28 protein-coding genes are annotated in these 24,311 nt (G+C 48.0%); 27 read left to right on the top strand and 1 reads right to left on the bottom strand.

The window, feature by feature from the left end:
- The first annotated feature begins 65 nt into the window (after nt 1–65).
- From AC0YN3_RS05740 to AC0YN3_RS05685, 12 genes are all read left to right on the top strand, one after another.
- The gene (locus AC0YN3_RS05740) at nt 66–662 is read left to right on the top strand and encodes an RNA polymerase sigma factor (protein WP_475774103.1); all 597 of its coding nucleotides are present in this window, start codon (nt 66–68) and stop codon (nt 660–662) included.
- Nucleotides 659–1,264: an anti-sigma factor family protein gene (locus AC0YN3_RS05735; protein ID WP_475774102.1), complete on the top strand. Its 606-nt coding sequence runs from the start codon at nt 659–661 to the stop codon at nt 1,262–1,264. Before AC0YN3_RS05740 ends, AC0YN3_RS05735 begins: the two co-directional genes overlap by 4 nt.
- Nucleotides 1,265–1,334: 70 nt before the next feature.
- Entirely contained in the window at nt 1,335–1,913 is a 579-nt protein-coding gene (locus tag AC0YN3_RS05730) for a histidine phosphatase family protein (protein ID WP_475774101.1), read from the top strand.
- A 195-nt stretch (nt 1,914–2,108) separates the two neighbouring features.
- On the top strand, nt 2,109–3,284 hold the full coding sequence (locus AC0YN3_RS05725; protein ID WP_475774100.1) for a hypothetical protein: 1,176 nt from the start codon (nt 2,109–2,111) through the stop codon (nt 3,282–3,284).
- Between the two features lie 100 nt (nt 3,285–3,384).
- Entirely contained in the window at nt 3,385–3,891 is a 507-nt protein-coding gene (locus AC0YN3_RS05720; RefSeq protein WP_475774099.1) for a gamma carbonic anhydrase family protein, read from the top strand.
- 22 nt (nt 3,892–3,913) lie between these two features.
- Complete coding sequence (locus AC0YN3_RS05715; RefSeq protein ID WP_183561116.1) at nt 3,914–4,096, top strand: IDEAL domain-containing protein; 183 nt, start codon at nt 3,914–3,916, stop codon at nt 4,094–4,096.
- A gap of 188 nt (nt 4,097–4,284) precedes the next feature.
- Complete coding sequence (locus tag AC0YN3_RS05710; RefSeq protein WP_475774098.1) at nt 4,285–4,716, top strand: DUF2487 family protein; 432 nt, start codon at nt 4,285–4,287, stop codon at nt 4,714–4,716.
- Nucleotides 4,717–4,948: 232 nt separating this feature from the next.
- Nucleotides 4,949–5,482 (top strand): Rieske (2Fe-2S) protein, encoded by a 534-nt coding sequence (locus AC0YN3_RS05705; protein WP_475774097.1) that lies wholly within the window; start codon nt 4,949–4,951, stop codon nt 5,480–5,482.
- 16 nt (nt 5,483–5,498) lie between these two features.
- The gene (gene qcrB, locus AC0YN3_RS05700; protein ID WP_183561109.1) at nt 5,499–6,170 is read left to right on the top strand and encodes a menaquinol-cytochrome c reductase cytochrome b subunit; all 672 of its coding nucleotides are present in this window, start codon (nt 5,499–5,501) and stop codon (nt 6,168–6,170) included.
- 18 nt (nt 6,171–6,188) lie between these two features.
- On the top strand, nt 6,189–7,058 hold the full coding sequence (locus AC0YN3_RS05695) for a c-type cytochrome (RefSeq protein WP_475774096.1): 870 nt from the start codon (nt 6,189–6,191) through the stop codon (nt 7,056–7,058).
- Between the two features lie 90 nt (nt 7,059–7,148).
- Entirely contained in the window at nt 7,149–7,778 is a 630-nt protein-coding gene (locus AC0YN3_RS05690; RefSeq protein ID WP_475774095.1) for a DUF1405 domain-containing protein, read from the top strand.
- Nucleotides 7,779–7,820: 42 nt separating this feature from the next.
- Complete coding sequence (locus AC0YN3_RS05685) at nt 7,821–8,690, top strand: sporulation protein YpjB (RefSeq protein ID WP_475774094.1); 870 nt, start codon at nt 7,821–7,823, stop codon at nt 8,688–8,690.
- A 23-nt stretch (nt 8,691–8,713) separates the two neighbouring features.
- Here AC0YN3_RS05685 and AC0YN3_RS05680 read toward each other — a convergent pair whose 3' ends face one another.
- A complete protein-coding gene (locus tag AC0YN3_RS05680; protein WP_475774304.1) occupies nt 8,714–9,598 on the bottom strand; it encodes a YitT family protein in 885 nt (294 codons plus the stop codon).
- A gap of 164 nt (nt 9,599–9,762) precedes the next feature.
- On the opposite strand from AC0YN3_RS05680, the gene AC0YN3_RS05675 reads away from it, so the two are divergent.
- The 15 genes from AC0YN3_RS05675 to AC0YN3_RS05605 all read left to right on the top strand — a co-directional run bounded on the left by AC0YN3_RS05675 (nt 9,763) and on the right by AC0YN3_RS05605 (nt 24,285).
- The gene (locus AC0YN3_RS05675) at nt 9,763–10,098 is read left to right on the top strand and encodes a nucleotide pyrophosphohydrolase (protein ID WP_076265695.1); all 336 of its coding nucleotides are present in this window, start codon (nt 9,763–9,765) and stop codon (nt 10,096–10,098) included.
- 54 nt (nt 10,099–10,152) lie between these two features.
- A complete protein-coding gene (locus AC0YN3_RS05670) occupies nt 10,153–10,698 on the top strand; it encodes a tetratricopeptide repeat protein (RefSeq protein ID WP_475774093.1) in 546 nt (181 codons plus the stop codon).
- Nucleotides 10,698–11,510 carry a 4-hydroxy-tetrahydrodipicolinate reductase gene (gene dapB / locus AC0YN3_RS05665; RefSeq protein ID WP_475774092.1) on the top strand — a complete coding sequence of 271 codons (813 nt, stop codon included), beginning with the start codon at nt 10,698–10,700 and terminating at the stop codon, nt 11,508–11,510. The genes AC0YN3_RS05670 and dapB overlap by 1 nt, the downstream gene beginning before the upstream one ends.
- Before the next feature lie 30 nt (nt 11,511–11,540).
- Nucleotides 11,541–11,963: a methylglyoxal synthase gene (locus AC0YN3_RS05660; protein ID WP_475774091.1), complete on the top strand. Its 423-nt coding sequence runs from the start codon at nt 11,541–11,543 to the stop codon at nt 11,961–11,963.
- The gene (bshB1, locus tag AC0YN3_RS05655; RefSeq protein ID WP_475774090.1) at nt 11,960–12,658 is read left to right on the top strand and encodes a bacillithiol biosynthesis deacetylase BshB1; all 699 of its coding nucleotides are present in this window, start codon (nt 11,960–11,962) and stop codon (nt 12,656–12,658) included. Before AC0YN3_RS05660 ends, bshB1 begins: the two co-directional genes overlap by 4 nt.
- 64 nt (nt 12,659–12,722) lie before the next feature.
- Nucleotides 12,723–13,886 carry an N-acetyl-alpha-D-glucosaminyl L-malate synthase BshA gene (gene bshA / locus AC0YN3_RS05650; protein WP_475774089.1) on the top strand — a complete coding sequence of 388 codons (1,164 nt, stop codon included), beginning with the start codon at nt 12,723–12,725 and terminating at the stop codon, nt 13,884–13,886.
- A gap of 36 nt (nt 13,887–13,922) precedes the next feature.
- The gene (locus tag AC0YN3_RS05645; RefSeq protein ID WP_475774088.1) at nt 13,923–15,221 is read left to right on the top strand and encodes a CCA tRNA nucleotidyltransferase; all 1,299 of its coding nucleotides are present in this window, start codon (nt 13,923–13,925) and stop codon (nt 15,219–15,221) included.
- Nucleotides 15,211–16,185: a biotin--[acetyl-CoA-carboxylase] ligase gene (locus tag AC0YN3_RS05640; RefSeq protein WP_475774087.1), complete on the top strand. Its 975-nt coding sequence runs from the start codon at nt 15,211–15,213 to the stop codon at nt 16,183–16,185. The genes AC0YN3_RS05645 and AC0YN3_RS05640 overlap by 11 nt, the downstream gene beginning before the upstream one ends.
- Nucleotides 16,186–16,439: 254 nt before the next feature.
- Entirely contained in the window at nt 16,440–17,351 is a 912-nt protein-coding gene (gene panB / locus AC0YN3_RS05635) for a 3-methyl-2-oxobutanoate hydroxymethyltransferase (RefSeq protein WP_475774086.1), read from the top strand.
- Complete coding sequence (gene panC / locus AC0YN3_RS05630) at nt 17,348–18,298, top strand: pantoate--beta-alanine ligase (protein ID WP_475774085.1); 951 nt, start codon at nt 17,348–17,350, stop codon at nt 18,296–18,298. The genes panB and panC overlap by 4 nt, the downstream gene beginning before the upstream one ends.
- Nucleotides 18,225–18,608 carry an aspartate 1-decarboxylase gene (gene panD, locus AC0YN3_RS05625; protein ID WP_475774084.1) on the top strand — a complete coding sequence of 128 codons (384 nt, stop codon included), beginning with the start codon at nt 18,225–18,227 and terminating at the stop codon, nt 18,606–18,608. Before panC ends, panD begins: the two co-directional genes overlap by 74 nt.
- Before the next feature lie 120 nt (nt 18,609–18,728).
- Nucleotides 18,729–19,427, top strand: a complete 699-nt coding sequence (locus tag AC0YN3_RS05620) for a hypothetical protein (RefSeq protein WP_475774083.1) — start codon at nt 18,729–18,731, stop codon at nt 19,425–19,427.
- Nucleotides 19,428–19,443: 16 nt separating this feature from the next.
- Nucleotides 19,444–22,350: an ATP-dependent DNA helicase DinG gene (gene dinG / locus AC0YN3_RS05615; protein WP_475774082.1), complete on the top strand. Its 2,907-nt coding sequence runs from the start codon at nt 19,444–19,446 to the stop codon at nt 22,348–22,350.
- Nucleotides 22,347–23,003, top strand: a complete 657-nt coding sequence (locus AC0YN3_RS05610; protein WP_475774081.1) for a redox-sensing transcriptional repressor Rex — start codon at nt 22,347–22,349, stop codon at nt 23,001–23,003. Before dinG ends, AC0YN3_RS05610 begins: the two co-directional genes overlap by 4 nt.
- Entirely contained in the window at nt 22,984–24,285 is a 1,302-nt protein-coding gene (locus AC0YN3_RS05605) for an amidohydrolase (protein WP_475774080.1), read from the top strand. The genes AC0YN3_RS05610 and AC0YN3_RS05605 overlap by 20 nt, the downstream gene beginning before the upstream one ends.
- Nucleotides 24,286–24,311 lie beyond the last annotated feature (26 nt).

Here is a 24,311-nt window from a genome sequence, read left to right as displayed (position 1 = left end):
CCGGCTCGGTACAATGTTGTATAGCGGCCCGGGAATAATCCGCAGGTGGAGGAGGTTCGCCTGTCATGACTGATTCCCAATTAATACGTGAGATCAAGGATGGCAACGTCGAGCTGTACTCCGAGCTTATGCGGCGCTATCAGCGTAAAATATTAGCCTTTATCTATCATATGTTAAAGAGCGCGAAGCTTGAGCTGCTGGCAGAGGATTTGTGCTCCGAAACATTCTATAAAGCTTACCGCAGCCTCCATTCTTTTCGTGAACTGGATGCTTCTTTTTCGACGTGGCTATATACGATTGCTCGCAATACGGTGCTAAGTGAGCTGCGCAAGCAGAAATCGGCTAATGTTTCACTCGATGAATCCGGATTCGAGCCCGTTGCAGCGCTTGATGCGGTACCGGAGCAGCAGGTGCTAAGGAAAGAGCGAATGGCTATGGTGCGTGAGGCGATTAATAATTTGCCAGAGAAACAACGCTCGGCTCTTATTCTTCGGGAATATGACCAGCTAGACTATCAAGAAATCGCTAATATATTGGGACAGACGGTCAGTTCCGTTAAATCACTGCTTTTCCGGGCTAGAGCAAGCGTAAAGGCGCAGCTGGAACCTTATTTCGGCCAATCGCCGCTGATGGAAGAATTTGAAGGGATGAATACGAGATGAATTGCAACGATGCGCAAGACAAATTCGGCGAATATTGGGATTTAGCTGAGCATGATGAGGACCGGATAGCGATCGATACTCATATGCAGCAGTGTAAATCATGTGCGGAGCAGTTTCGGCTTTGGGAAGAGAGCGAGGAGATGATTCGTTTTCTTTCGGAGGATGAGGAAAGCCTAGGACCTATCGAGCATATGAACCGAATCGTTATGGATCGGATTTATGCGGAAGAATCTTGGCTCATGCCCGTGCCTCACAAGAGCTACCAATTCTCCAAAAATTTCCGCCGCAATATTGCGTTGATCGTTGCTGCATGCATGGCGATGTTTGCAAGTGCATTTTTTGTTTTCGTATTCGAAGGTAACAGCGGTGCTTCGCAAGCCGAGATCGCGGATTTGAGCGGTTTAATGGACACGGCGAACGCTTCAGGCGATGGGCTGGTATCCGCAGCCGGATTTTATGCCGAGGTACCCGTTGCAAGCATTAGTGATCCATTCGTTCTGAAAGTAATGCCTGCTTTTCCGCAATATTATGTTGCTTTATCTTTGCTTGGAATTATTATGACCTTGCTAATCTTGAATTGGCTATCGCGGACGCGAAGCTAACATTGCCTGATATGAAGCTCCTAAGGGGGCTTTTTTATTGTATTTATATAGATGAAGGAGTGCATGCAGCATGTTAATCGGTTTGGTTCGGCATGGCAAAACAGATTGGAATAAGGATGGCAGAATTCAAGGACAGACCGATATTCCATTGAACCAAGAAGGCATATCGCAGGCAATCTCGTTAGCCGAGCGTTTGAGCGGTGAGGCTCGGATATGGGATGCGGTTATTTCAAGCGATCTGAAAAGAGCCAGCGCAACAGCAAAAATTATAGCGGAGAGGCTGAACATTCCGCTTCTGGACTGCGACCCGCGGCTTCGCGAACGCTTTTTCGGCGAAGTTGAAGGAACGAAGGAGCAGGAGCGGCATGAACGCTGGGGTACCAATTGGCGCGAAGTGGCTGATGGTGTAGAGTCGAATGAAGATGTTAGGGCCCGCGGATTACACGCCATAAATGATTGGAAGACGACGTTTCCTGACCGCAACTTGCTTGTCGTCTCCCATGGCAGTTTTTTGGCTCAAATACTAGCGGAAGTTTGCTCGGATCTAGAGGATCAATACTTATCTAACTTATCCTACTCCATCTTGGAGCTCAGAGATGATAGCTGGCATCCTCAGCTCTATAACTGTACGCTCCATTTACAAGCATAATTGTCGCATAATGAGCTCTTTCCTTTGTAAGTAAAGGAGAGAGCTCATTTTTTGCATAATCTTTGAGGGCGGCAGGTTATAAAACGATAGAATTTTTCCCATAATGTAAACAACAGACGCTTATCCATTGCACAATACGCTTACGAAACGGAACGCGGACCATCTAGCGAATGTTCCTGCAGAAAGGAGAGAGCCATGAATTTATCGGATATGCTAGGTTATGCCGACATAAAGCAGCTAAGCAGCATTGCTGACGTTTATCGATGCGAGTGCAACGGCCATTCAAAAAACGATTTGATTCAATCCATTCTCTCTACCGTAAGTCGAAATGATGTCTTTGAAGCGCAAATTAGCAGCATGAAGATGGAGGATTTAAGGTTTTTGAATTCTTTGCTGTTCGAAGCGCGCAACTCCTTCAGCCTGGAGGATTTGCTTGCACGTGTACAGCAGAGTCGGTTTGGGGATGAGGCTACCAAACAAGTGCCCGAGCCGCAGCCGAAAGCAAAACGCACGAAAAAGAAAAAAATAGAGGAACCAGTGCCTCTAAGCCCGCGTGAAATGATAGTGAAATTCAAGCAGCAGGGCTGGTTGTTCAACGGCTTCAGCGGACCGAGCAGATATTTGTTCCAAGTTCCAAATGACCTGAAAGCACGTTTCCGGGACACGCTTGCAAGAAGATTTGCTTCTGACCTTACCTATTCGGAGGAGCCGCCCGTCTACCGGGATGAACAGATGTTAATCCATGATGACGTTACACATTTGCTTCATTATATGTACCATAATGAGGTGCAGCTGACGGCTGACGGATCCATGTACAAACGGTTTACCTTGCAACTGCTCGAAAAGTTTGGCGTACAGGAAGAACTGCCCAACAAGGGCGCTTGGCGTTTCGGCTATGGTAGGCATTTCAACCATTATCCGAATCGGTTGTCGTTTATTTACGATTACTGCTATTTCGCGCAATACATAACGGAGAACCAAACCCAGCTCAATATTACGGGCTTAGGCGAGGAACGAATGCGGAGCAAGCCGGCTGGCGAGGCGGAACAAATCTATCGCTTTTGGCTGAAGCTGTATAAAGGACCGATTACCCACCTGCTGTCGCTGGTCCATTGGATAAATGCATTGACGGTGGAATGGGTTACGGTAGACTCCCTGAGAACGGTGCTCGTTCCGTTTATCAAGCCTTATTTCTATGATGATGCTAATACGATATTAGAGCAGCGCATATTGGCTATGATGGTTCATCTGGGTTTGCTGCGGCTTGGTGAGCATCCGACCAACGGCGCGGTAGTCAGAATGACCAAAGCCGGCCGCTCGATTGTTTCCGGATTTGGGCTGGAGGATTTGGAATCAGTAAGGCTTCATTGACAAGTGTCCTCACTCTTGGAGATTCATTCAATATAAGCTAGAGTATAAGCAAGTCACATTGAAAACTAGCTATATGAAACGAACAAAGGGAGTGAAGGACATGTTGATTCCTTTTAAAGGTATGCAGCCGAACGTACATCAGAGCGTATATCTAGCAGAAGGCGCGAAAATAATCGGAGACGTATCGATTGCGGAAAATAGCACGGTATGGTTCAATGCCGTTCTTCGGGGTGATCTTGCTCCGATACGCATCGGACACAGCTGCAATATCCAAGACGGAGTTGTCGGTCATGTAAATGTGAACCAACCTCTGCTATTAGCAGATGAGGTATCTATTGGACATGCTGCTATCATACACGGCTGTACGGTAGGCAAGGGCACATTAATTGGAATGGGGGCAATCGTACTTAACGGCGCAGACATTGGTGAATATGCTTTAATAGGAGCCGGTTCGATTGTTACAGAGAATAAAAAAATACCAGCCTATACTCTATCAATTGGTTCACCTGCCAAAGTCGTACGAGAATTGACAGATGACGATCTGCTGCGCATGAGAAAGACGATGGAGAGCTATGTGACTAAAGGAGTAGAATATAGGATCTCTTAACGCCGGTTTGGAGGTGTATCCTATGGACAAAATGAAAGTAACGTATGAAGCGATGCTAGGTTTGGCTGCGGAATTCGTGCTGGATGACGCGGTATTGAAATTTCAAACCAATCAAATTTATACGGCAATTGACAAAGCGCTGGCTGCAGGTGATGAGGATACGTTCTACCGTCTCGCAAAACAGCTGAACGCATTAAGAAAATAACGTATTGCCTCAAGGTCAACGGCCGAGGCAATGTATGAAGCTTTCCAGTTTGGCAGGGCAATCGTGTTCGCTCTGCAAGCGGGAAGGCTTTTTTCTGTATTTTTGTTTGGCAAGAGCGGGGTTTGGGTTTAACATAAGAGCTGTGATGTTATTTGGCTGCCAATTATGTTAGGAGTGACCGTAAAAAGATGAAATTCAGCGAGATTGAAAAGGAGCAGTGGGAGGAGTTAAGTCCATTCTTGGATACATGCCTGCTGCCTATTACCGGGATGACGTTAGCAGTAAAGCCATTTGAAGCGACTGAGTGGCTGGAGAGGCTCAGAGATGTAATGGATGTGATAGAAATTCCGTTCAAGGGAAGGGTAGTTACCTATCCGGCTTGGCATTATCATTCAGACCGCGCGCAGCTTGCAGCGGATTTGGACAAATGGTGCGCATCCGTGAAAAAACTCGGTTTCCGTTATGTTATCGTCGCCACGGCGGACGCCAATCTAATTCTTGATTGTCCATTCGTCGATTTGTGGGTCAGGCCTGATGCTGAAGGAGCAATTCCGCAGCAAAAAGAGATATCCGATGCCATTCGAGCGCTTTGGAGCGGACAAGCTGCATCAACTTCTTGAAATTGTCGTATAATATAATCAAAATATGGGGAAAACAAATGCCAGACAAGGTCAAATGTGACAAAATAATAACAAATTATTGAACGGGTTTTTGATAAGCTTGCAAATATGAAGCCATATTCTTGACGCTCCCAAGCACCTAGGCTATTATAAGTTATGTCCTAGTTCGTCATGTGTTTTTGCCCTGCGGCAAGACGCGAGATATGGTTGGCAAAGGGGGTTAGAACAGAAGATGAGTAACCATGAACAACACGAGACCGCGCATCGACCGGTTCAGCGCAAAGAAATGTCCCGGCGTCAATTTTTGTCATATACGCTCGGCGGCACGACAGCATTTATGATGGGCGGCGCGGTATTGCCAATGGTTCGTTTCGCAGTGGACCCGCTCTTGGAAAAAAAGGGTGAGGGCACTTACGTAAAAGTTGTGGAAGAGAGCAAAATTACGAACGAGCCGCAAGAATTTAAATTTAAAATTCATCAGATCGATGGTTGGTACGTCAGCGACCCTGAACTTGCTGCTTGGATTTCGAAGGATGCGAACGGAAAGATTTTCGCGCTTTCACCAGTATGCAAGCACTTGGGCTGTACGATCGGATGGAACACAAAAGGCCAAAATGAGTATGATTGTCCTTGTCATGACGCGCGTTATACGAAAGACGGGAAAAACATTACCGTCGCCCCGAATCCTTTGGATGAGTACGAAGTGAAGATCGAGAACGGATTCGTGTACTTGGGTCCAGTAATGCCGAATACAAGAACGAGTTAAGGAGGGCGTATTGCAGATGTTTAAAAGTGTATACAACTGGATCGACGAACGTCTTGACATTACGCCATTGTGGAGAGATGTAGCTGACCATGAAGTGCCTGAGCACGTCAACCCGGCGCATCATTTTTCCGCATTCGTTTATTGTTTCGGCGGATTGACGTTTTTTATCACAGTCATCCAAATTTTGTCTGGTATGTTTTTAACGATGTATTATGTTCCAGATATCATTAACGCGTATTCCAGCGTTGACTATCTGCAGCATAAAGTGGCATTCGGACAAATCGTACGAGGCATGCACCATTTTGGGGCAAGCTTAGTAATCGTAATGATGTTCCTACATACCCTTCGAGTGTTTTTTACCGGTTCTTACAAGGCACCGCGCGAAATGAACTGGGTTGTCGGAATGCTGATCTTCTTTATCATGTTAGGCCTAGGATTCACGGGATACCTGCTTCCTTGGGATAACAAAGCTTACTACGCAACAAAAGTTGGTGTCCAAATTGCTGAATCCGTACCGGTAATCGGACCATATCTCGCTTCATTCCTATACGGGGGCGATATCGTAGGCGCGCAAACGCTAACACGTTTCTTTGCGATCCATGTATTCTTCTTGCCTGGCGCTTTGATTGCGATGTTGGCAGCGCACTTTATTATGATTCGGAAACAAGGTATTTCGGGACCACTTTAAGCGAAGGGAGGCTTACTTATGGCGCATGGTCATAATTCGAACGAGAAGGTTGTCTTTGTAGGCGACTCGCGTGTAAAGAAAAGCAACCATCCGAACATTCCGCCAGACTACACATCCTTCCCAGGGAAATCGGAAGCGTTTATTCCGAACTTTCTACTTAAAGAATGGATGGTCGGCTGTGTCGTATTGGTCGGTTTTCTAGTATGGGTCATTGCTGAGCCGGCACCGCTCGGTTATCCGGCAGATCCAACGAACGCGGCATTCATTCCGATGCCGGACTGGTATTTCCTGTTCTTGTATCAATTTCTGAAATATCCATACGTATCGCAGGATTACATCCTGCTCGGTACTGTAGGTATACCTGGCGTTATGTTCGGAGCCCTGCTATTGGCACCGTTCTTGGATACAGGTAAAGAACGTCGTTTCTACCGTCGTCCCATCGCTTCATCCTTGATGGGGTTGACGCTGATTGCTTGTGTTTACTTGACGGTCGTTTCATGGGATCATTACCAGCATCAGCTGGAGATCAACGGTCAAGTGCCTGAGCATATCGAACGTGAAGAGAAGGCTCGTGAAGCCGCGGAAGCGGGTCAAGAGCGTCCGAACTATACGAAACCAGCCGTAGAGGCAGCGCTTGTTGATGCAAACGATCCAGCAATGGATATTGCCAAGCAAGCGCAATGCGTAAGCTGTCACGCAGCCGACCTGAAAGGTCAAGGCTCCGTTCCTAGCCTTGTTGGTGTCGGTGACAAGTTGACCAAGGAACAGCTTGTAGAAGTTGTTACCAACGGCCGCAACGGCATGCCGGCATTCGCGGAAACATTGTCTGCCGAAGAGATTGACCAGCTTACGACCTGGTTATCGAAACAAAAAGCAGCAACCGAATAAAGTATTAACGGAAAAACCTGATCGATTCATGCGGTCAGGTTTTTCTTCGAATGTGCACTTCACAATCGTTCGAAGGAGAAGTGGGTCTACATGCTCTCTTTTTTTTGGAGTCGTCAGTTTTTACTGAGTCCAGCCTTTTTATGGCCGCTGTTTATCGTCAATTTTTTCGGGACAATCTATGGCTACATTTGGTATGAAAGTCAATTAATCGCTACCTTTAATGATCATCCGCTGTGGCTGCTCGTCTTTGTGCCTGATTCGCCGACAGCGAGCCTTTTCTTTACGATTGCTCTGCTTTATTTATTATTCCCGCCAAAGAGCGAATACGGAATGGCTAAGGTTGGACGTTATATAATAGAAGCTCTTGCAGTCGTATGCTCGGTCAAATACGGGATATGGGCGGTTTCCATGATTGTTGCTGGCGCTTGGCAGGGAGCTGAGCTTAATTGGCAGCATTATATGCTAATGGCATCTCATTTGGGCATGGCGTTTGAAGCATTGTTGTTTCTCAGGTTTATGAAGACGGGCATCGTTTCGTTAGTGATAGCAACGGGTTGGCTGCTTCTCAATGATACGGTTGATTATACGTTTGGCGTGTTTCCTTATTTAGCAAGGGAACTGCAGGATGATTTATCGGCAGTTCGCGGATTTACATACGGTTTATCGATTTTTAGTTTTTTAGCAGCAGTCGTTACCTGGCGTTTCAGGAAGAAGGCATAACCATGGACATCCCCTCATAGAGTGATCTATGGGGGGATGTCCATGAAGATACGGTTTATTATTCCACTCGTCCTTTGTATCCTCATGACGGCTGGATACGCGAATTCGCTCTGGAACGGGAATCAATCGCTGCATGCGTATGCGAATCTGCTTCCAGATAGCACAGAGAGGCAGCTTCAACGGTTCGACGCAATCGCAACCTCTATTTATGAAGCGGCTTATTCCAATAATAAACAAGCCGGTTTTCAACATATTCAGCAGCTTAAGCAGCTGTTGGCAGGCGATCTTAAGAAAACCACGGGAAACAGGGAAGGCTGGTCTGCAATTGGATCAGATGCAAAGCAGCTTGAGAAAAAACTAGTGGGGGGAAAGGCGGGTTCCAATTGGTTGATGGAAGCCGCGAAAATTCGCTTAGCCGCAGATGCGCTCGTCCAATCGGATCATGCGTTATGGCTTCAATATGAGAAAATCATGCTCGATGATTTGTCACGTGTGGAGAAAGCCTGGAAGCGTCAAACCGACGATGGCGCCATTGCAGCACGAGCATCTATGGCTAGTCTTGAAGACCACGCTGACCGGGTTTCGAGTGCGCTGAGCATCCAGTTCGGGCTCGGGATCGAGAATGAGCTTATGGATAGAATTCAATACACCAATAGACTGCTTGAAGCGAACGCATCGAACAAAACAAACGAAGCGATGATTGACCGTTCTTTGCAAGCATTAAAAGCGTCGATGGAACGGCTGTTCGATAAGAGCCAATCTGCCGAAAGCATGCCGGTCATTGCAACCGAACCTGTCTCGAATCCATTAAGCTGGACGCTATTTTTGGGTGCCATCATTTCTGCTGTCCTGGCTTGGTCAGGCTGGAGAAAGTACAAGTCCGATCCTTTTGGCGTTAAGCCTCTTCCATAAGCTCTTTTAATAAACTTGAACAGCTACCCTTCTTTGAAGCCTTCACCCAACACATCCTGCACTTCGTTGATCACGATAAATGCCCGGGGGTCTATATTGCGAATGATCGTTTTGAGACGGCGAATTTCTTGCCGTTGAACGACGCAATAGACGACCTCTTTTTGTTGTCCGGAAAAGGCACCCTTTGCCGGAATTAATGTAACGCCCCGATCCAGCTCAAGCGTGATTTTTTTTGCAATCTCCTCGCCTTTGTCGCTAATAATGGAGAAAGCTTTGGCAGCATAAGCGCCATCTTGAATGAAATCAATGAGCTTAGAGGCGATAAATACGGTGACGAGCGTGTACAAAAACTTTTCAACCGGAATGTAAAACAAGGATAAGCCGATAATTAACGCATCCAGTGCCAGAATGATTTGTCCCATGCTCATCCCTTTGGAGCGCGATACGATCCTGGCTACGATATCGACGCCGCCAGTCGTTCCTCCAAACCGAAATACGATGCCAAGCCCGGTCCCTAGCGTAACTCCCGCGTAAAGGGCTACGAGCATGTAGTCATGCGAGCCTTGGAAGGGGATAATCCAATTGATGTCGATGAATAGTTCCATTAAGGCTAAAAAGCCAGATAGAGCGACAATGCCAACCAATGTATATAGCATTTGTCCGGAACCAAGCGCCTTCCAACCCAGAAAAAACAAAGGCACGTTCAAGACCAAAGTAGAGATTGAAAGGGGAAAACCAGCTGCGTAATTGAGGAGAACGGCAATGCCCGTTGCGCCGCCTTCCATTAATTGGTTAGGCAGAACAAAATAATGGAGGCCGAAAGAATATATGGCGGTTCCAACCAGAATAGGAACAATGATTCGGATTTGTTGAATGAGTTTTACCACACGGCTGTTCTCCCTTGTCATTTCGTTCAGATCATGACCGCATAATCGTCTGCGATTGGATCTGGCCGAAGTCATTTGTTGCCTCTTAGTATGGCTTTATTTCGCTATTCGAAAAACATTGATTTTAAACATGGCTTTACGTTAACATAAGGAAGTATAGCTATCGACAGAAAGGATATGTAACGATGTCGGAAAAAACACTATCAGATATTCAGCGAGAAGTAGATGATTACATTTCGCAATTCAAAGAAGGCTATTTCAGCCCGCTCGCTTTGATGGCAAGGATGTCAGAGGAAGTTGGCGAGCTCGCGCGCGAAGTGAACCATTTCTATGGAGAAAAACCCAAAAAAGCCGATGAAGCGGACAATTCCGTGGAAATGGAGTTAGGCGATATTTTATTCATTCTCTCTTGCTTCGCCAATTCGCTCAATATTGATTTGACCGAAGCGCATAATAAGGTTATGCATAAGTTTACGACTCGCGATGCGAATCGTTGGACAAAGAAAATAACCGAACAGTAAACAAGCTCCCTACATATGCTGTACCATCAACCTGTGTACAAGGAGGATGGGCGGATGGATGGCGAGAGCTGCATCAAAAAAGCTTATGAATTCATTCTTAACAGCGATTTCGAGCAAGCGATTTACTGGTTCGAGCAGGCAATAGATGCCGAGCCGGAGAATGCGTTTTTTTATCATACATGCGCCGTTTCATGTGCGCGCAGCGGCAAATGGGCCAAAGCTAAGCAGCATGCGGAGACAGCGCTTGCGCTAGATGAGGGCAATGCGGAATATAAGTATCATCTTCAAGTCGTTGAGGCAAAGCTTCTGCTAGCGGATGCTGATATGCTTCTTGCAAAAGTGCCGCCTAAGCTTGCCGAAGCAGCAGAGCTGCTGGAACAAGCCGTAAGGCTTGATCCTCTTAGCTTTGATGCATTCTATACGCTTGGCGTACTATATGCATCCCAGCATTTGTATGAGAAAGCAGCATATCACGCTAGAGAAGCGATGCGGCTTGATCCAGGCCATTCGGCTGCGAGAAGGCTGTTTGCCGACGTAAACCGGAAAAGACGCATGATGCGCATTCGAATAAATGCAACAAAAAGAAAAAGGAATAGGTGATGACGATGTCGACTCAAAAAATACGGGTTGCCGTAGCAGGTGCAAGCGGAAGAATGGGCCGCGAAGTTGTGAAAATGGTGCTGGAGGACGAGTCGCTTCAATTGGTAGCGGCCGTCGCTCCTTCAGCAGGTCCGGTGGACGCGGGCAGCTTTGCAGGGAAACCGGCAACAGGCGTTATTGCTGCCGCTTCGCTGGAAGAGGCGCTGAGCGTGGTTCAAGCAGACGTTCTTGTAGATTTCACCATTCCTCAAATGGCTTACGGCCATACCAAAACAGCCGTTGCTTTCGGTGTTCGTCCCATTATGGGGACAACGGGCTTTACACCGGAGCAAATCGAGGAGCTGGACGAGCTTTGTCTGGAAAAAGGGATTGGCGGGTTGATTGCGCCTAACTTTTCGATCGGTGCGATCCTTATGATGAAGTTTGCCGCTGAGGCTTCCAAATACATGCCGCATGTCGAAATCATCGAATATCATGGTGACCAGAAGCTGGATGCTCCTTCGGGAACTTCCATTAAAACGGCCGAACTCATCTCACAGGTGCGCAAAGAACTTCGACAAGGCAATCCGGATGAGGAAGAAACGATTGAAGGCGCTCGCGGTGGCTACTACAACGGATTCCGTATACATAGCGTTAGGCTTCCAGGTGTTTTCGCGCAACAGGAGGTTGTTTTCGGAGGTCATGGTCAAACGCTTAAAATTCGACATGATTCGTATGATCGCGCAGGCTACATGCCGGGCGTCAACATAGCGGTCAAGAAGGTCATGAATTACAGCGGTTTGATTTACGGCTTCGAACATATTATGGATTAACTCGAATCGGCAGCAGGAGAGGGGAACAAAATGTTAAACATCGCTTTTATCGCACATGACCGAAAAAAAGAGGAAATCGTTAATTTCGTAATTGCTTATGAGAAGGTATTCATTCCTCATAAATTGTTTTCTACAGGTACGACAGGAACTCGCATAATGGAACAAACCAACCTGTCCATCCATCGGTTCATGTCAGGCCCGCTCGGCGGGGATCAGCAAATCGGAGCTATGGTAGCCCAGAATGAAATGGATCTTATCATCTTTCTGCGCGATCCATTAATGGCTCAGCCGCATGAGCCGGATATTATTGCGCTTCTTCGCTTGTGCGATGTGCAGGGCATTCCAGTAGCTACAAATGTCGCAACAGCAGAATTGCTTGTTAAAGCATTGGAGCGCGGGGATTTTGCCTGGCGTGAGCTCGTCCATAAATATAAACCAGGTATTGCGGAATGACGGCTGAACTCGATATCCTTGTTTTTGGAGCGCATGCCGACGATGCGGAGATTGGCATGGGCGGTACGATCGCCAAACATGTACAAGCCGGCCATGCTGTTGGGGTCTGTGATCTGACATTCGCCGAAATGTCCTCCAACGGAACAGTAGAGTTGCGTAAGCAAGAAGCTGCCGCTGCCTCGGAGGTTCTCGGACTGAGTGCGCGTACTAATCTAGGATTGCCCGATCGAGGACTTGAGCCGTCGCGCGAACAAATTGAGCGGATCGTAACCGAGATTCGGCTGTTCAAACCTCGTGTCGTGTTCGCTCCTTATTGGGTGGACCGCCATCCTGATCACGTGGCCTGCAGCCGATTGATTGAAGAAGCCGTATTCAATGCGAAGCTTCGCCGCTATTTGCCGGATCTGCCGGCTGTGCAGGTTACTCAGCTTGTTTATTATTATATCAATGATTCTGAGCATGAATCATTGGTTGTCGATATTAGCGATTTCTACGAAACAAAGCGCAAGGCGCTGCTTGCATACCGATCACAATTCGAGACTGCGGCGCAAGGATCGGATCGCGTCTCGACACCGCTGACAAACCGTTACATAGAGCGGGTCGAAGCGCGGGATTCTTTGCTTGGACAAGCAAGAGGCTGGGCATATGCGGAAGGCTTTGCAGTTAAGCGCCCGCATGCCGTACAATTTTTTTGACAAATCGTACAGCTCTTGTGTAATACAATGATTATACGTGACGAACACAGGAGGTGCGACAACAGTGGCTAGAAAATTAAAGATTGGCATAACTTGTTACCCGACGCTTGGAGGGTCAGGCGTTGTTGCTACGGAGCTAGGCAAGCTTCTCGCGGAACGAGGCCATGAAATTCATTTTATAACGCACAGTATTCCTTTTCGCTTGGGGCATTTCAATAAGAACATATTTTTCCATGAGGTTGAGGTAAATGATTATTATGTTTTCCGATATCCGCCATATGATCTGGCATTAGCAAGCAAAATGGCGCAAGTCGCCAAAATGCAGCAGCTCGATCTGCTTCACGTTCATTATGCGGTGCCGCATGCAGTTTGCGCATATATAGCGAAACAAATGAACGGTGACGGATTGAAAACGGTAACGACGCTCCATGGTACGGATATTACCGTACTGGCGCAGGATGAATCATTGAAGGACTTGATAAGGCTTGCTATTCACCAAAGCGATGCCGTAACAGCCGTATCCAATGATCTTATCAATGAGACTAGAAACCTGCTTGATATTACGACACCTATTGATTTAACATATAATTTCGTGGATAAACGCGTGTATTATCCGAGGGATGCGGTTTCATTGCGTTCAGATTTTGCCGCTCCGAACGAAAAAATATTGATGCATATCTCCAATTTCCGTCCTGTAAAACGGGTGGGAGACGTCGTGGATATCTTTTCGCGCGTATCCGAGAAGATTCCTTCTAAGCTGCTGTTGGTCGGAGAAGGACCAGAATTGTCAAAAATCCAATATCGGATCAGACAGCTTGGTCTTGAAGACCGCGTTCACTTTCTTGGCAAACAGGAGGATGTCGCGCAGGTCATCTCAATGGCTGACGTACTCCTGCTACCTTCCGAGAAAGAGAGCTTTGGCCTTGTCGCGCTAGAAGCTATGGCTTGCGGCGTGCCGACGATCGGCTCCAACGCGGGCGGTATTCCGGAGCTCGTGACGCATGGCGAGACTGGCTTCTTGTCGCCGATCGGCGATGTCGAAGATATGGCGAGAAATGCAGAAATGCTTTTGTCTGACGAGAAGCTACATGAACAATTCAGGCAAGCTTGTATATTTAGAGCCCGCAACGAGTTTTGCAATGATGTAATTACGACCCAATATGAACAAATTTATTATCGCGTGCTTGGCATCGAGGCTGACTTGCCTATTGCCGTCTGCAGCGATTAACCGAATATGCAAATGCAGCCAAGGATGGTGATAGAAATGCAGCTTGCATTTTCTGATCTGATAATATCCGCGGTGCCCATCGTAAGAAGGCTTCGAGAGCATCATTTCGAAGCCTTCTTCGTTGGCGGCGCCGTGCGCGATACGGTGCTCGGCTTGCCTGTCAAGGATGTAGATATCGCGACTTCGGCAACGCCTGAACAGGTGCTTGCGCTCTTCGATCACTGCATCCCAACAGGCTTGCAGCATGGTACCATTACCGTCGTGGAGAAAAACATGGCTTACGAAGTGACGACGTTCCGGCAAGAATCCGCCTATGAGGGGCACCGCAAGCCTGAGAGCGTTTTATACATTACAGAGCTGGAAGGCGACTTGCTGAGACGAGATTTCACGATGAACGCGATGGCGCTTGCAGAGAACGGCGAGCTGCACGATCCATACGGTGGGCTCCGTGATTTGGAGCTTAAACAGCTTCGCTCAGTCGGCGATCCGAATGCGCGCTTTCAAGAGGACGCGCTGCGCATGCTAAGAGCGGTGCGGTTCATAGGCGTATATCAGCTGCGACCATCACACCGCACATGGCGTGCATTAAAACGGCATAGGCAGCTGCTGCGCTTCATTGCGATGGAGAGGGTGCTGACGGAGCTCGAAAAGATGATGGAAAGCGAATCACCGCAGAGAGCGCTGCATTTTGCCGTTGTTAGCGGTTTATTGGCGTATCTCAAAGAGCCGCTGAGCGAAGAAATACAACAAGTACTGTATCAAGCAGAGCGGGATATATCAGTAATGAAGAAGACATTTGCGAACATTCATGAGCTCAAGCAGTCGCATGTACGATGGGCTGCTGTCGCCATCGGCTTGAAATTGTCACAATCAGCGTTGCAGCAGGCGCTACAAGCGCTGCGGTTTTCCAATGTTCGAATGAGATCTATATCGTCAATCGCAAATATTCATCATGAGATGTTTGATTATAGTAGCGATGCATCACTGAACGAACGGAAGCGTAAGTGGTTAAGCATTGTTATTCATTACGGTAGAGAAGCCGCGAGTGAATGGCTCTCGGTGATGCGGCTGCTGCCGGAAGCTGCTCTAAGCCTCTCAGAAGAACAGCTAAGCGGTCTGGAGCGTTGGAGCGATCAAATGATCATCACAAAGCTCAAACAGCTTAGCGTTAACGGCAAGGAGCTTGCAGGTCACATAGGTAAAGAAGCTGGACCGTGGATTAGTGAGTATTTGGCTCGGCTGCTGCTGCTTGTGGCATGCGGCGAGCTTGCAAATGAGAAAAGCATGCTGCTGAAGCAAGCGGCGCTTTGGGAGGTTAACAGTCATGAACTATGAGCCATTGCTTCAATTATTTACGGACAAGCCCGGGGAATACGTATCGGGAGAAGTGATCAGTCAAGAGCTTGGCGTAAGCAGAACGGCAATCTGGAAGCAAATCCGCAAGCTGGAGGGCGCAGGCTATCAATTCGAAGCGTCAAGAAGGCTCGGCTACCGCCTGTTAAGCATACCTGACCAACTATCCGTTGAAGCTTTGAACAGCAGGCTCGATGCGCACACTTTCGGTAAAACGGTTCACTGGTTCGACACCGTGGAATCGACACAAAATTTGGCGCGAGCAGCTGCGGAAGAAGGCGCCGAAGAGGGCACTTTGTTTATCGCGGAGCAGCAATTAAGCGGCAGGGGCCGCATGGGTCGGGGCTGGGTGTCGCCGCGAGGAAAAGGCGTATGGATGAGCATGGTGCTGCGTCCTTCCGTTCCGATCCATTTTGCGCCCCAGCTTACCTTATTGACTGCAGTCGCGTTATGCAGAAGCTTGAAGAGGTTGACCTCGCTCCCAATCGGCATCAAATGGCCGAATGACTTATTGATAGACGGCAAAAAAATAAGCGGTATCTTGCTTGAGTCTGCTGCGGAGGATGAGCGCTTGCGATACGTGATTGCAGGCATCGGCATTAGCGTGAATCTCGAACAGCTCGATTACCCGTCAGACCTCCTGGACAAGGCAACCTCCCTGCGAATCAGCAGCGGCACGAAATGGGACAGGGAAGCCGTGATTGCTGATTTTCTAAAGGAATGGGAGCAGCTGTACTTCTTATACCAAGAGCAGGGTTTTGGGTTAATCATTACGCTGTGGGAAGCCCTCTCCGTATCGCTTGGCAAACCGGTTCGTTTAGTGACGCCGCAAGGCGATATTGTCGGTGTTCCCGTTGGACTTGACGACAGCGGTGCAATCCGGATAAAGCTGGCAGACGGCACGATCAAGCCTGTTTTTTCAGCCGAGATGGGCGAACCGCTATAGTCCGCGAGAAGCCGTTTACGGAATGCGGAAAGTTTGGTAAACTAGAGTTATCAGGCGGTATTCGAATGAAGCTGCACTGGTAATCACATTAATCATGTAAATGGTTGGGAATGCACACTCTGCTCTGAGCCGTAGGGACCGAGACAGAAGGAAGCACAACAAGCAAACGTTTCCTTTTCAGTTTGGGGACCTTTTTAGCAGCGGCTAAAAGGTTTTTTTGTGTTTATCCTATCATTGAACGGAGGATGAAGCTGATGAGGAAACGACTGACGATTACGAATTTGAAAAAAATGAAGCAGGACCGCAATGCGATTTCCGTTTTGACAGCTTATGATTATCCTTCAGCCAAACTTGCTGAGGAAGCTGGAATTGATGTCATTCTTGTCGGAGATTCGCTCGGGAACGTCGTATTGGGTTACGATACAACGATTCCGGTTACGATCGACGATATCATTTATCATACACGTGCGGTTGCCAGAGGTGCCCAGCAGACGTTCATCGTAGCCGATATGCCTTTTATGACATATGGCATTGGTCGGGAATCGACACTGCGCAATGCAGCAAGAATCATGCAGGAAGGCGGCGCGCAAGCAGTAAAGCTTGAAGGCGGCGTTGACATAGCGGACGACGTAGCCGCACTTGTGAAAGCGGGCATACCCGTTATGGGGCATATTGGCTTAACGCCTCAATCGGTTCATCAGCTTGGCGGATATAAAGTCCAAGGTAAGCTGGATGCTGATGCGCAGCGACTCATTAATGATGCGAAAGCGATAGAAGCGGCAGGTGCATTCAGTATAGTGATCGAGCTTGTAACCGAGCCGCTTGCCGCACTCATTAGCGAATCGCTGACCATACCGGTTATCGGAATCGGAGCAGGTAGGTTCTGTGACGGCCAAGTGCTCGTTTATCATGATATTCTGCAATATTCATCTCCTTATTTCGAGAAAAAATTTGTTAAAACATATGCCGATATCGGAACTACGATCAGAAATGCCATTCATTCTTATGTCGACGACGTGAAATCGGGGCAATTCCCTGAGGAGGAGCATGTATTCTCCGCGCAGCCGGCAGACCTTCCAACCCTATACGGCACCACGAATAATGCTGATTCGAATCCTGAGCAGAAAAACGCGGATTCTAGCAAAAAGGGGGTACGGCTCACATGATGATTTGCCGTACGAAGACCGAGCTTAAGCTTGCGCTATCACAGCTGAGAGAACAAAATAAATCAATCGGCTTCGTGCCGACAATGGGTTTTCTGCATGAAGGGCATGCGTCATTGCTTAGGCAGGCAAAGGAAGAGAACGACGCCATCGTGCTTAGCATATTCGTTAATCCGCTTCAGTTTGGACCGAATGAGGATTTGGATCGATATCCCCGTGACGAGCATCGGGATTTGGCGCTAGCTGAGGAAAATGGCACTACGCTTGTTTTTCTGCCATCCGTACAGGAAATGTACCCGCAGAAGCCGTTAACGACGGTTATTGTCAACCAAGTAACGGATCGATTATGCGGTGCCACTCGACCAGGCCATTTCGACGGTGTAGGTACGGTCGTCAGCAAGCTGTTTCATTTGGTGAATCCGGATCGCGCATATTTTGGAATGAAGGATGCGCAGCAGGTCGCCGTTATCGAACAAATGGTCAGCGATCTTAATTTCGATGTACAAGTTGTGGCTTGCCCGATAGTTCGCGAGCCGGACGGTCTTGCATTAAGCTCCAGAAACGTCTATTTAACACCCGAGCAGCGTGAACAAGCGGTCGTTTTATCAAAAACGCTTCGACTCGCTGCTGACTGGATAGAAGAGCGGGGGATGACCGCGAAGCGCCTTGAGGCTAAGGTTACGGAGGCTTTGAACGAAGCAGGAGAAGCAGTCATCGATTACGTGGAACTGCTTCAGTATCCGTCCTTGCAGCCACCTGAGGCTGCCGCAGAGCTGCATACCTTTGCAGAACCATTGATATTGGCGTTAGCCGTGAAGTTCGGAGCAACGCGTTTAATCGATAACCGTATTTTACAGGCAACGGAGGTGCATTCGAATGTTCAGAACGATGATGAAATCCAAGCTTCACCGGGCAACCGTAACGGAAGCGAACTTGAATTATGTAGGTAGCATTACGATCGATGAGGATTTGATGGAAGCGGCTAACATATGGGAAAATGAAAAGGTGCAAATCGTCAACAATAACAATGGGGCGCGATTTGAAACTTATGTGATAACAGGCGAGCGGGGCTCAGGCGTTATTTGCCTAAACGGGGCTGCTGCGAGACAGGTGCAGCCTGGAGACCAGGTCATCATCATATCGTACGCCATGATGACAGATGCTGAAGCCAGAGAGCATAAGCCAATCGTTACGATCTTAGATGCCGACAACCGTCCGCTGCAGATGCTGAATCAAGAGCTTCACGCGACGATTCTGTAATCCAAGGCTCCTTTTTTAAATCCCTGCATTATGTAACGAATGGGATGCTGCATGAAAAACGCCTTTAAAACAGAAAATGAACATAACACTCCTTAATTCTTTGGCGAAGGCGGGTGCGGTATGTTCCAACATATGTTTTCATCCATGAATGACATGCTTGATCAAATTATTGAGCAGTATGGCGATGCAGATTCCAAGGAAAAGCAGCTTTACGAAGAACAAATCAATGAATTGAAGAAGGTCAGCGATACGTTTATCGAGCAATGGCTTGAGTTCGAAGAGAAATTTGCTGATTTCAAGGAGCAGCAGGTTGAATTGTCCGATGTCCCAAGCTCTGCTGGCGCGGTTCCGTCCATTATGCCTATTAGCGGGAAAGCAACCTGCAGCTCAGCAGATTTGGAAATTCCAGACGAGCTTGCTGCCGTCATATCCAAAGGTCAAGGCTATTATAAATTATTTATGTTTTCTGAAGCAGCGATGCAATTCCAAACCGTTATCATTCAGTCGCCCGAATGTAATTTGGCTCGATTATTTCTTGGCATGACGAATATGCATCTTCAAAACTGGAGCGAGGCACAGCGACATTTTCAAATGCTGATTGCCACAACGGACTTTCCCAAATGGCTGGCAATGGGCTATAATGCGCTAGGGTGCATTCAAGCGGTGCATATGAATATGGCGCAGGCAGAACAGTTGTTTCTGAAGGCACACGATGTTTGTCCTAGCTTTAAGGATCCAATGAATAACTTGAAGTCATGCCAAGAAACGCCTAAGCAATTATCGTTATATTTCGGAAGCACGGAGCTGTGCTGTTTGTGAGAGGATCGGGGAATGAATGAAATTTGCAGTATTGGATTTAGAAACGACGGGACATAGCTCGGAGGATGACATTTTGCAGGTTGGTCTAGTCATCGTTTCTGATGAGCTAGAGATTATTGACCAGTATAGCTCCTTTGTTCGGCCTAATATCCCAATACCGGCCTTCATTACACAACTAACAGGAATTGATGAATCGGTCGTTGCGGATGCACCGTCGCTCAAAGAGGTAATCGACAAACTTGTCCCTCTCCTGCAGGATGCTGTACTGGTTGCGCACAATGTCGGGTTTGACGCAGGTTTCTTGAACCAAGCGCTCAAAAGATGCGGCATGCGCCCATTCGGCGGAAGACGATTAGATACGATTGAGTTACTCAAAATTTTATATCCGACCATTAATACGTATCAGCTTGGAGCGGTCTCCGAGCTATTCGGTATACCGCATGATCAGCATCACCGCGCAGATAGCGATGCTAGGGCAACCGGGCTATTGCTTATTGAAACGGTTAAAAAGCTTCGCAAAATGCCGCTGCTTACTTTGCAGCGGCTTTCCGCGCTTGTTGATGACGACAGCGATTTAAGCTGGTTCATTAAGCACACACAGCAGGAAATGGAGTACAAGAACGTATTTGAATCGAATGAATACGATTACTTCAACCAATTCGCCTTGAAGGTAAGGGAATGGAACGAGGAGCAGCCTCCGCGTTCAAACAGCTCGAATGCGATGCCGTTAACCGATGTTTCTTTCGACAATTATTTGGCTGACGTAAGGCAGCGATTCGAGCAAAAGTTCGAAAATTACGAAGAACGTGAAGCACAGGTTGCGATGTTTCAAGAGGTGTACAGCGCGCTGAATCAAAACCAGCATTTGCTTATTGAAGCCGGGACGGGAACAGGGAAATCACTCGGTTATTTAATTCCTGCTTTGTACTATGGCATACAGAACGGCAAAAAGGTTGTGGTGAGCACTCATACCATCAATCTGCAGGAGCAGTTGCGGCAGCGTGACCTGCCGTTGCTCGAGGATATCCTGCCATTCGAATTCAGAGCTTCGATATTCAAAGGCAGAGGCAATTATTTGTGCTTGCGTAAATTCGAGGGAAAGGTGAACACCAAGGATCTGGTATCACCCATTGAAGACACGGTAACTGCCGCACAAATGGTCGTGTGGCTAGGCGAAACGGAAACAGGTGACCAAGAGGAGCTTAACTTTGGCAACAAGGGAGCTGAATTCTGGTCAACGGTAGCCAGCGATACCGATTCTTGCCTGAATCGGGCATGCCCTTGGTTTAAGCGCTGCTTCTACCACCGGGCCAAGCATGAAGCCAACATCGCCGATGTCACCATCACAAATCATTCCATGCTGTTTACGGATGTTCAAGCCGACCATCGGCTTCTGCCTTCGTATACGCATCTAATTATTGATGAAGCTCACCATGTCGAGGAAGTAGCTGGAAAGCATTTGGGCATGCAGATTAATTACTTCTCATTGACTCAAGTCATTCAGCGTTTATACAAGGATACGAGATCAGGCTTGCTGCCTGGACTCCGTCAAAAGCTGTTGTATGAGGATGATGCGCACCAGGCTTCTTGGCTGGAAACCATCGATACGGTCATCCCGATATTTCAGGACATCAAAGAGCATTGGGATAAGTTGTTTGAGATGTTCTACGGCTTTACGTCTACCTCATCCGATGGTCCTACAGAAAACGGGCAATCGGTATGCCGGCTTAAAAAAAACGAGCTTCCCGCAGGTTGGGTAGATGGCGAAACCGTTGAAGGCAATCTTCATACGGAGCTTAACCGCGTTGCGCGTACGGTTGAAAAAATGATAACGGACATTAAAGACCGTATCGACGATATAGCCGTACAGGCTATTATTACGGACTTGAACGGTGCCGTCCGTGATATTGTTAGGTTAAAGGACGAGTTGCGAATATTCATTAAGCTCGAGTTAACCGATTCCGTGTTTTGGATCGAGGCAAGCAGCGTGTACCGCTATCGCTCCGTACAATTGTATGGCGTCCCCGTTGACGTAAGCGCGCAGCTGCAGAAATACTTTTTCGACGTAAAAGAAAGCATTGTGCTTACATCGGCAACTTTGTCTGTGCAAAAGTCGTTTCAGTATGCGGAAGAGCAACTAGGCCTTACCGGTTACGAGGAGCAAGGAAGGCTGAAAACCGTTCAGCTGCCCTCGCCGTTTAATTATAGAGAGCAAGCACTCGTCGTTATCCCACGCAACTTCCCAATGCTAAAGGGAACGGCCGTCGATGACAACTATATGGAAATGCTCGTAACATCGCTAGCAGACGCAGCTAAGGAAACGAAAGGCAGAATGCTCGTTTTGTTCACCTCTTACCGGATGCTGAAACAAGTATACGAGCCTTTGAAGGAAAAACTGAGCTCCTCAGGGATACAAGTGCTGGGCCAAGGGATCGACAGCGGCAACCGCACGAAACTCACGAGACGTTTCCGTCAAACGCCGGAGTCCGTGCTGCTTGGTACGAGCAGCTTCTGGGAAGGCGTGGACATACCGGGAGAAGCTTTGATTTGTTTAGCCATCGTACGTTTGCCATTCCAGCCTCCAAGCCATCCCTTAGCAGAGGCCAAAGCGGAAATGCTGCAGCGGCAAAAGCAGAACCCGTTCATGAAGCTTTCCATTCCGCAAGCGGTTATCCGTTTCAAGCAGGGTTTTGGCCGTTTGGTCAGAACGTCCCAGGATAAAGGCATCGTCATTATTTATGATACGAGGGTCATCGATACCTACTATGGCAAACATTTCTTATACTCGCTGCCTGGTCCCAAAATCGAAACGATGCACACGGACCAAATGATCAACCGCATGCGCGAGTGGCTAAGCGATGGCATAAAGGAAGAAAAGATCGATAAGGTGATCGAGCCAAGTTTGGAGGAGGAGAAGCGATGAAGCAAACGAAAATATCAGAGGCTGTCGTTAGAAGGCTTCCCGTTTATCTCCAAGTATTAAATGAGATGGTGAATCGCGAGATACAGACCATCTCTTCACAAGATTTAGGAAATAAGCTTGATTTGAACCCCGCCCAAATCCGCAAGGATCTAGCCTATTTCGGTGAATTTGGCCGCAAAGGCGTAGGCTATGACGTCGTCTATCTCATCGAAAAGATTCGTCAGATACTGAAGGTGGACCAGACGATAAAGGTTGCATTGGTTGGCGCCGGAAACTTAGGACATGCCTTATGCAATTACAATAAATACTCGAAGGATAATATGCAGATTACGGCCGTATTCGATGATCATCCGAGTAAGATCGGAACGAGCATCAATAACTTAACCGTTCTTCCGATGAGCGACCTAGTCGCAACGGTTGCCGAGCAGAAGATTCGCATTGGCATTATCACGGTACCTGCCATCGAGGCACAAAACGTAGCCAATCAATTCGTAGAGGCAGGCGTGGAAGGAATTCTAAACTTTGCGCCTGCCATATTGAGAGTTCCAGACGAGGTACGCATTCAAAACGCGGATTTCACCAGAGAATTGCTAAGCATCGCCTACTATTTAGTTCGAGAAGGAGAGAGCCAAGATGAGTCAGATTTGGATTGAAAATGGTTTGTTTATTACAATGGATGATGCAGCTCCATCTTTTAAAGGGCATATGGTCGTTACGGATGACCGAATTTCATACATAGGTACCGAAGCGCCAGTTGGGCTATCTGATGCTGTAGAGAAGATCGACGGAAGCAAGCTTGCCTTCATGCCAGGATTGATCAACACGCATGGTCACGCGGCGATGAGTCTGCTTAGAGGCTATTCCGACGACCAAAACCTCCAAGTGTGGCTAGAGCAAAAAATGTGGCCAATGGAGGGCAAATACGTCGATCAGGACACGCGCGCAGGCAGCGGATTGGCCATCGTAGAGATGCTGCGTTCCGGTACGACGGCATTTGTTGACATGTATGACCGCATGGACCAAGTGGCTCAAATGACGGAGATAAGCGGTATTCGCGGTGTTTTGACCAGAGGTGTCATCGGATTATGTCCGGAAGACGTTCAAGATGCCAAGCTTGCCGAAGCCGTTGCTTTCGCACGGGATTGGAATGGGAAAGCAGACGGGCGCATAACAACCATGATCTCGCCACATGCGCCATACACTTGTCCTCCTGCATATATCGAGCGCTTCGTACAGGCCGCGCATGACTATAACCTGCCCCTTCACACGCATATGTCCGAGACTATTGCGGAGGTTGAGCAGAATGTAAGGGATTACGGCGTAAGACCTGTCGAGCACTTGGATCGTCTTGGATTCTTTTCACGGCCAGCTCTTGTTGCTCATGCCGTGCATTTGAATACCGAAGAGATTGAGCTGCTTGCGGCCAAAGGCGTAGCGGTCTCGCATAACCCTGTTAGCAACTTGAAGCTGGCAAGCGGCATTGCACGCGTACCGGAGATGCTGCGCGCAGGCGTAACGGTTTCTTTGGGAACGGATAGCGTAGCAAGCAACAATAATCTTGATCTGTTTGAAGAAATACGGTTCTCTGCCTTGTTGCACAAAGGGATTTCTGGCGACCCGACTGCCATTCCTGCATGGGAGGCACTTAAGCTTGGCACGGTATACGGAGCGAAATCGATCTGGCAGGAAAACGACCTAGGCAGCTTGCAGGTTGGCAAAAAAGCGGATTTCATCGCGATTGATATTGAACAGCCGCATTTCTATCCCCAAACCGATATGGTCTCCCATTTGGTTTATGCGGGGTCGGGCCGGGACGTTAAGCATGTATGGATTGATGGACGGCAAGTGCTTCGAAACGGTGAATGTACGTTCCTCGACGAGGAGAAAATTCGTTACGAGGCGCAGGCGAGCTTCGAGCGCCTGTTAAACGCTTAATGCGCGCGACAGCAAGGAAACGTCCT

The organism is Paenibacillus sp. J22R232 (assembly GCF_056269165.1).
This window is presented reverse-complemented; position numbering and strand designations above follow the sequence as displayed.

Excerpts from the sequence above, each read along its gene's own strand:
- AC0YN3_RS05645 (WP_475774088.1), top strand. The coding sequence starts at position 13,923 with ATGCAGCTTGCATTTTCTGATCTGATAATATCCGCGGTGCCCATCGTA.
- AC0YN3_RS05640 (WP_475774087.1), top strand. The coding sequence starts at position 15,211 with ATGAACTATGAGCCATTGCTTCAATTATTTACGGACAAGCCCGGGGAA.
- AC0YN3_RS05720 (WP_475774099.1), top strand. The coding sequence starts at position 3,385 with ATGTTGATTCCTTTTAAAGGTATGCAGCCGAACGTACATCAGAGCGTA.
- dinG (WP_475774082.1), top strand. The coding sequence starts at position 19,444 with ATGAAATTTGCAGTATTGGATTTAGAAACGACGGGACATAGCTCGGAG.
- AC0YN3_RS05695 (WP_475774096.1), top strand. The coding sequence starts at position 6,189 with ATGGCGCATGGTCATAATTCGAACGAGAAGGTTGTCTTTGTAGGCGAC.
- AC0YN3_RS05690 (WP_475774095.1), top strand. The coding sequence starts at position 7,149 with ATGCTCTCTTTTTTTTGGAGTCGTCAGTTTTTACTGAGTCCAGCCTTT.
- AC0YN3_RS05620 (WP_475774083.1), top strand. The coding sequence starts at position 18,729 with ATGTTCCAACATATGTTTTCATCCATGAATGACATGCTTGATCAAATT.
- AC0YN3_RS05680 (WP_475774304.1), bottom strand. The coding sequence starts at position 9,598 with ATGACAAGGGAGAACAGCCGTGTGGTAAAACTCATTCAACAAATCCGA.
- AC0YN3_RS05670 (WP_475774093.1), top strand. The coding sequence starts at position 10,153 with ATGGATGGCGAGAGCTGCATCAAAAAAGCTTATGAATTCATTCTTAAC.
- AC0YN3_RS05675 (WP_076265695.1), top strand. The coding sequence starts at position 9,763 with ATGTCGGAAAAAACACTATCAGATATTCAGCGAGAAGTAGATGATTAC.
- panC (WP_475774085.1), top strand. The coding sequence starts at position 17,348 with ATGATGATTTGCCGTACGAAGACCGAGCTTAAGCTTGCGCTATCACAG.
- AC0YN3_RS05735 (WP_475774102.1), top strand. The coding sequence starts at position 659 with ATGAATTGCAACGATGCGCAAGACAAATTCGGCGAATATTGGGATTTA.
- qcrB (WP_183561109.1), top strand. The coding sequence starts at position 5,499 with ATGTTTAAAAGTGTATACAACTGGATCGACGAACGTCTTGACATTACG.
- AC0YN3_RS05685 (WP_475774094.1), top strand. The coding sequence starts at position 7,821 with ATGAAGATACGGTTTATTATTCCACTCGTCCTTTGTATCCTCATGACG.
- dapB (WP_475774092.1), top strand. The coding sequence starts at position 10,698 with ATGACGATGTCGACTCAAAAAATACGGGTTGCCGTAGCAGGTGCAAGC.
- AC0YN3_RS05610 (WP_475774081.1), top strand. The coding sequence starts at position 22,347 with ATGAAGCAAACGAAAATATCAGAGGCTGTCGTTAGAAGGCTTCCCGTT.
- AC0YN3_RS05605 (WP_475774080.1), top strand. The coding sequence starts at position 22,984 with ATGAGTCAGATTTGGATTGAAAATGGTTTGTTTATTACAATGGATGAT.
- panB (WP_475774086.1), top strand. The coding sequence starts at position 16,440 with ATGAGGAAACGACTGACGATTACGAATTTGAAAAAAATGAAGCAGGAC.
- AC0YN3_RS05730 (WP_475774101.1), top strand. The coding sequence starts at position 1,335 with ATGTTAATCGGTTTGGTTCGGCATGGCAAAACAGATTGGAATAAGGAT.
- AC0YN3_RS05725 (WP_475774100.1), top strand. The coding sequence starts at position 2,109 with ATGAATTTATCGGATATGCTAGGTTATGCCGACATAAAGCAGCTAAGC.
- AC0YN3_RS05715 (WP_183561116.1), top strand. The coding sequence starts at position 3,914 with ATGGACAAAATGAAAGTAACGTATGAAGCGATGCTAGGTTTGGCTGCG.
- AC0YN3_RS05660 (WP_475774091.1), top strand. The coding sequence starts at position 11,541 with ATGTTAAACATCGCTTTTATCGCACATGACCGAAAAAAAGAGGAAATC.
- AC0YN3_RS05705 (WP_475774097.1), top strand. The coding sequence starts at position 4,949 with ATGAGTAACCATGAACAACACGAGACCGCGCATCGACCGGTTCAGCGC.
- panD (WP_475774084.1), top strand. The coding sequence starts at position 18,225 with ATGTTCAGAACGATGATGAAATCCAAGCTTCACCGGGCAACCGTAACG.
- AC0YN3_RS05740 (WP_475774103.1), top strand. The coding sequence starts at position 66 with ATGACTGATTCCCAATTAATACGTGAGATCAAGGATGGCAACGTCGAG.
- AC0YN3_RS05710 (WP_475774098.1), top strand. The coding sequence starts at position 4,285 with ATGAAATTCAGCGAGATTGAAAAGGAGCAGTGGGAGGAGTTAAGTCCA.
- bshB1 (WP_475774090.1), top strand. The coding sequence starts at position 11,960 with ATGACGGCTGAACTCGATATCCTTGTTTTTGGAGCGCATGCCGACGAT.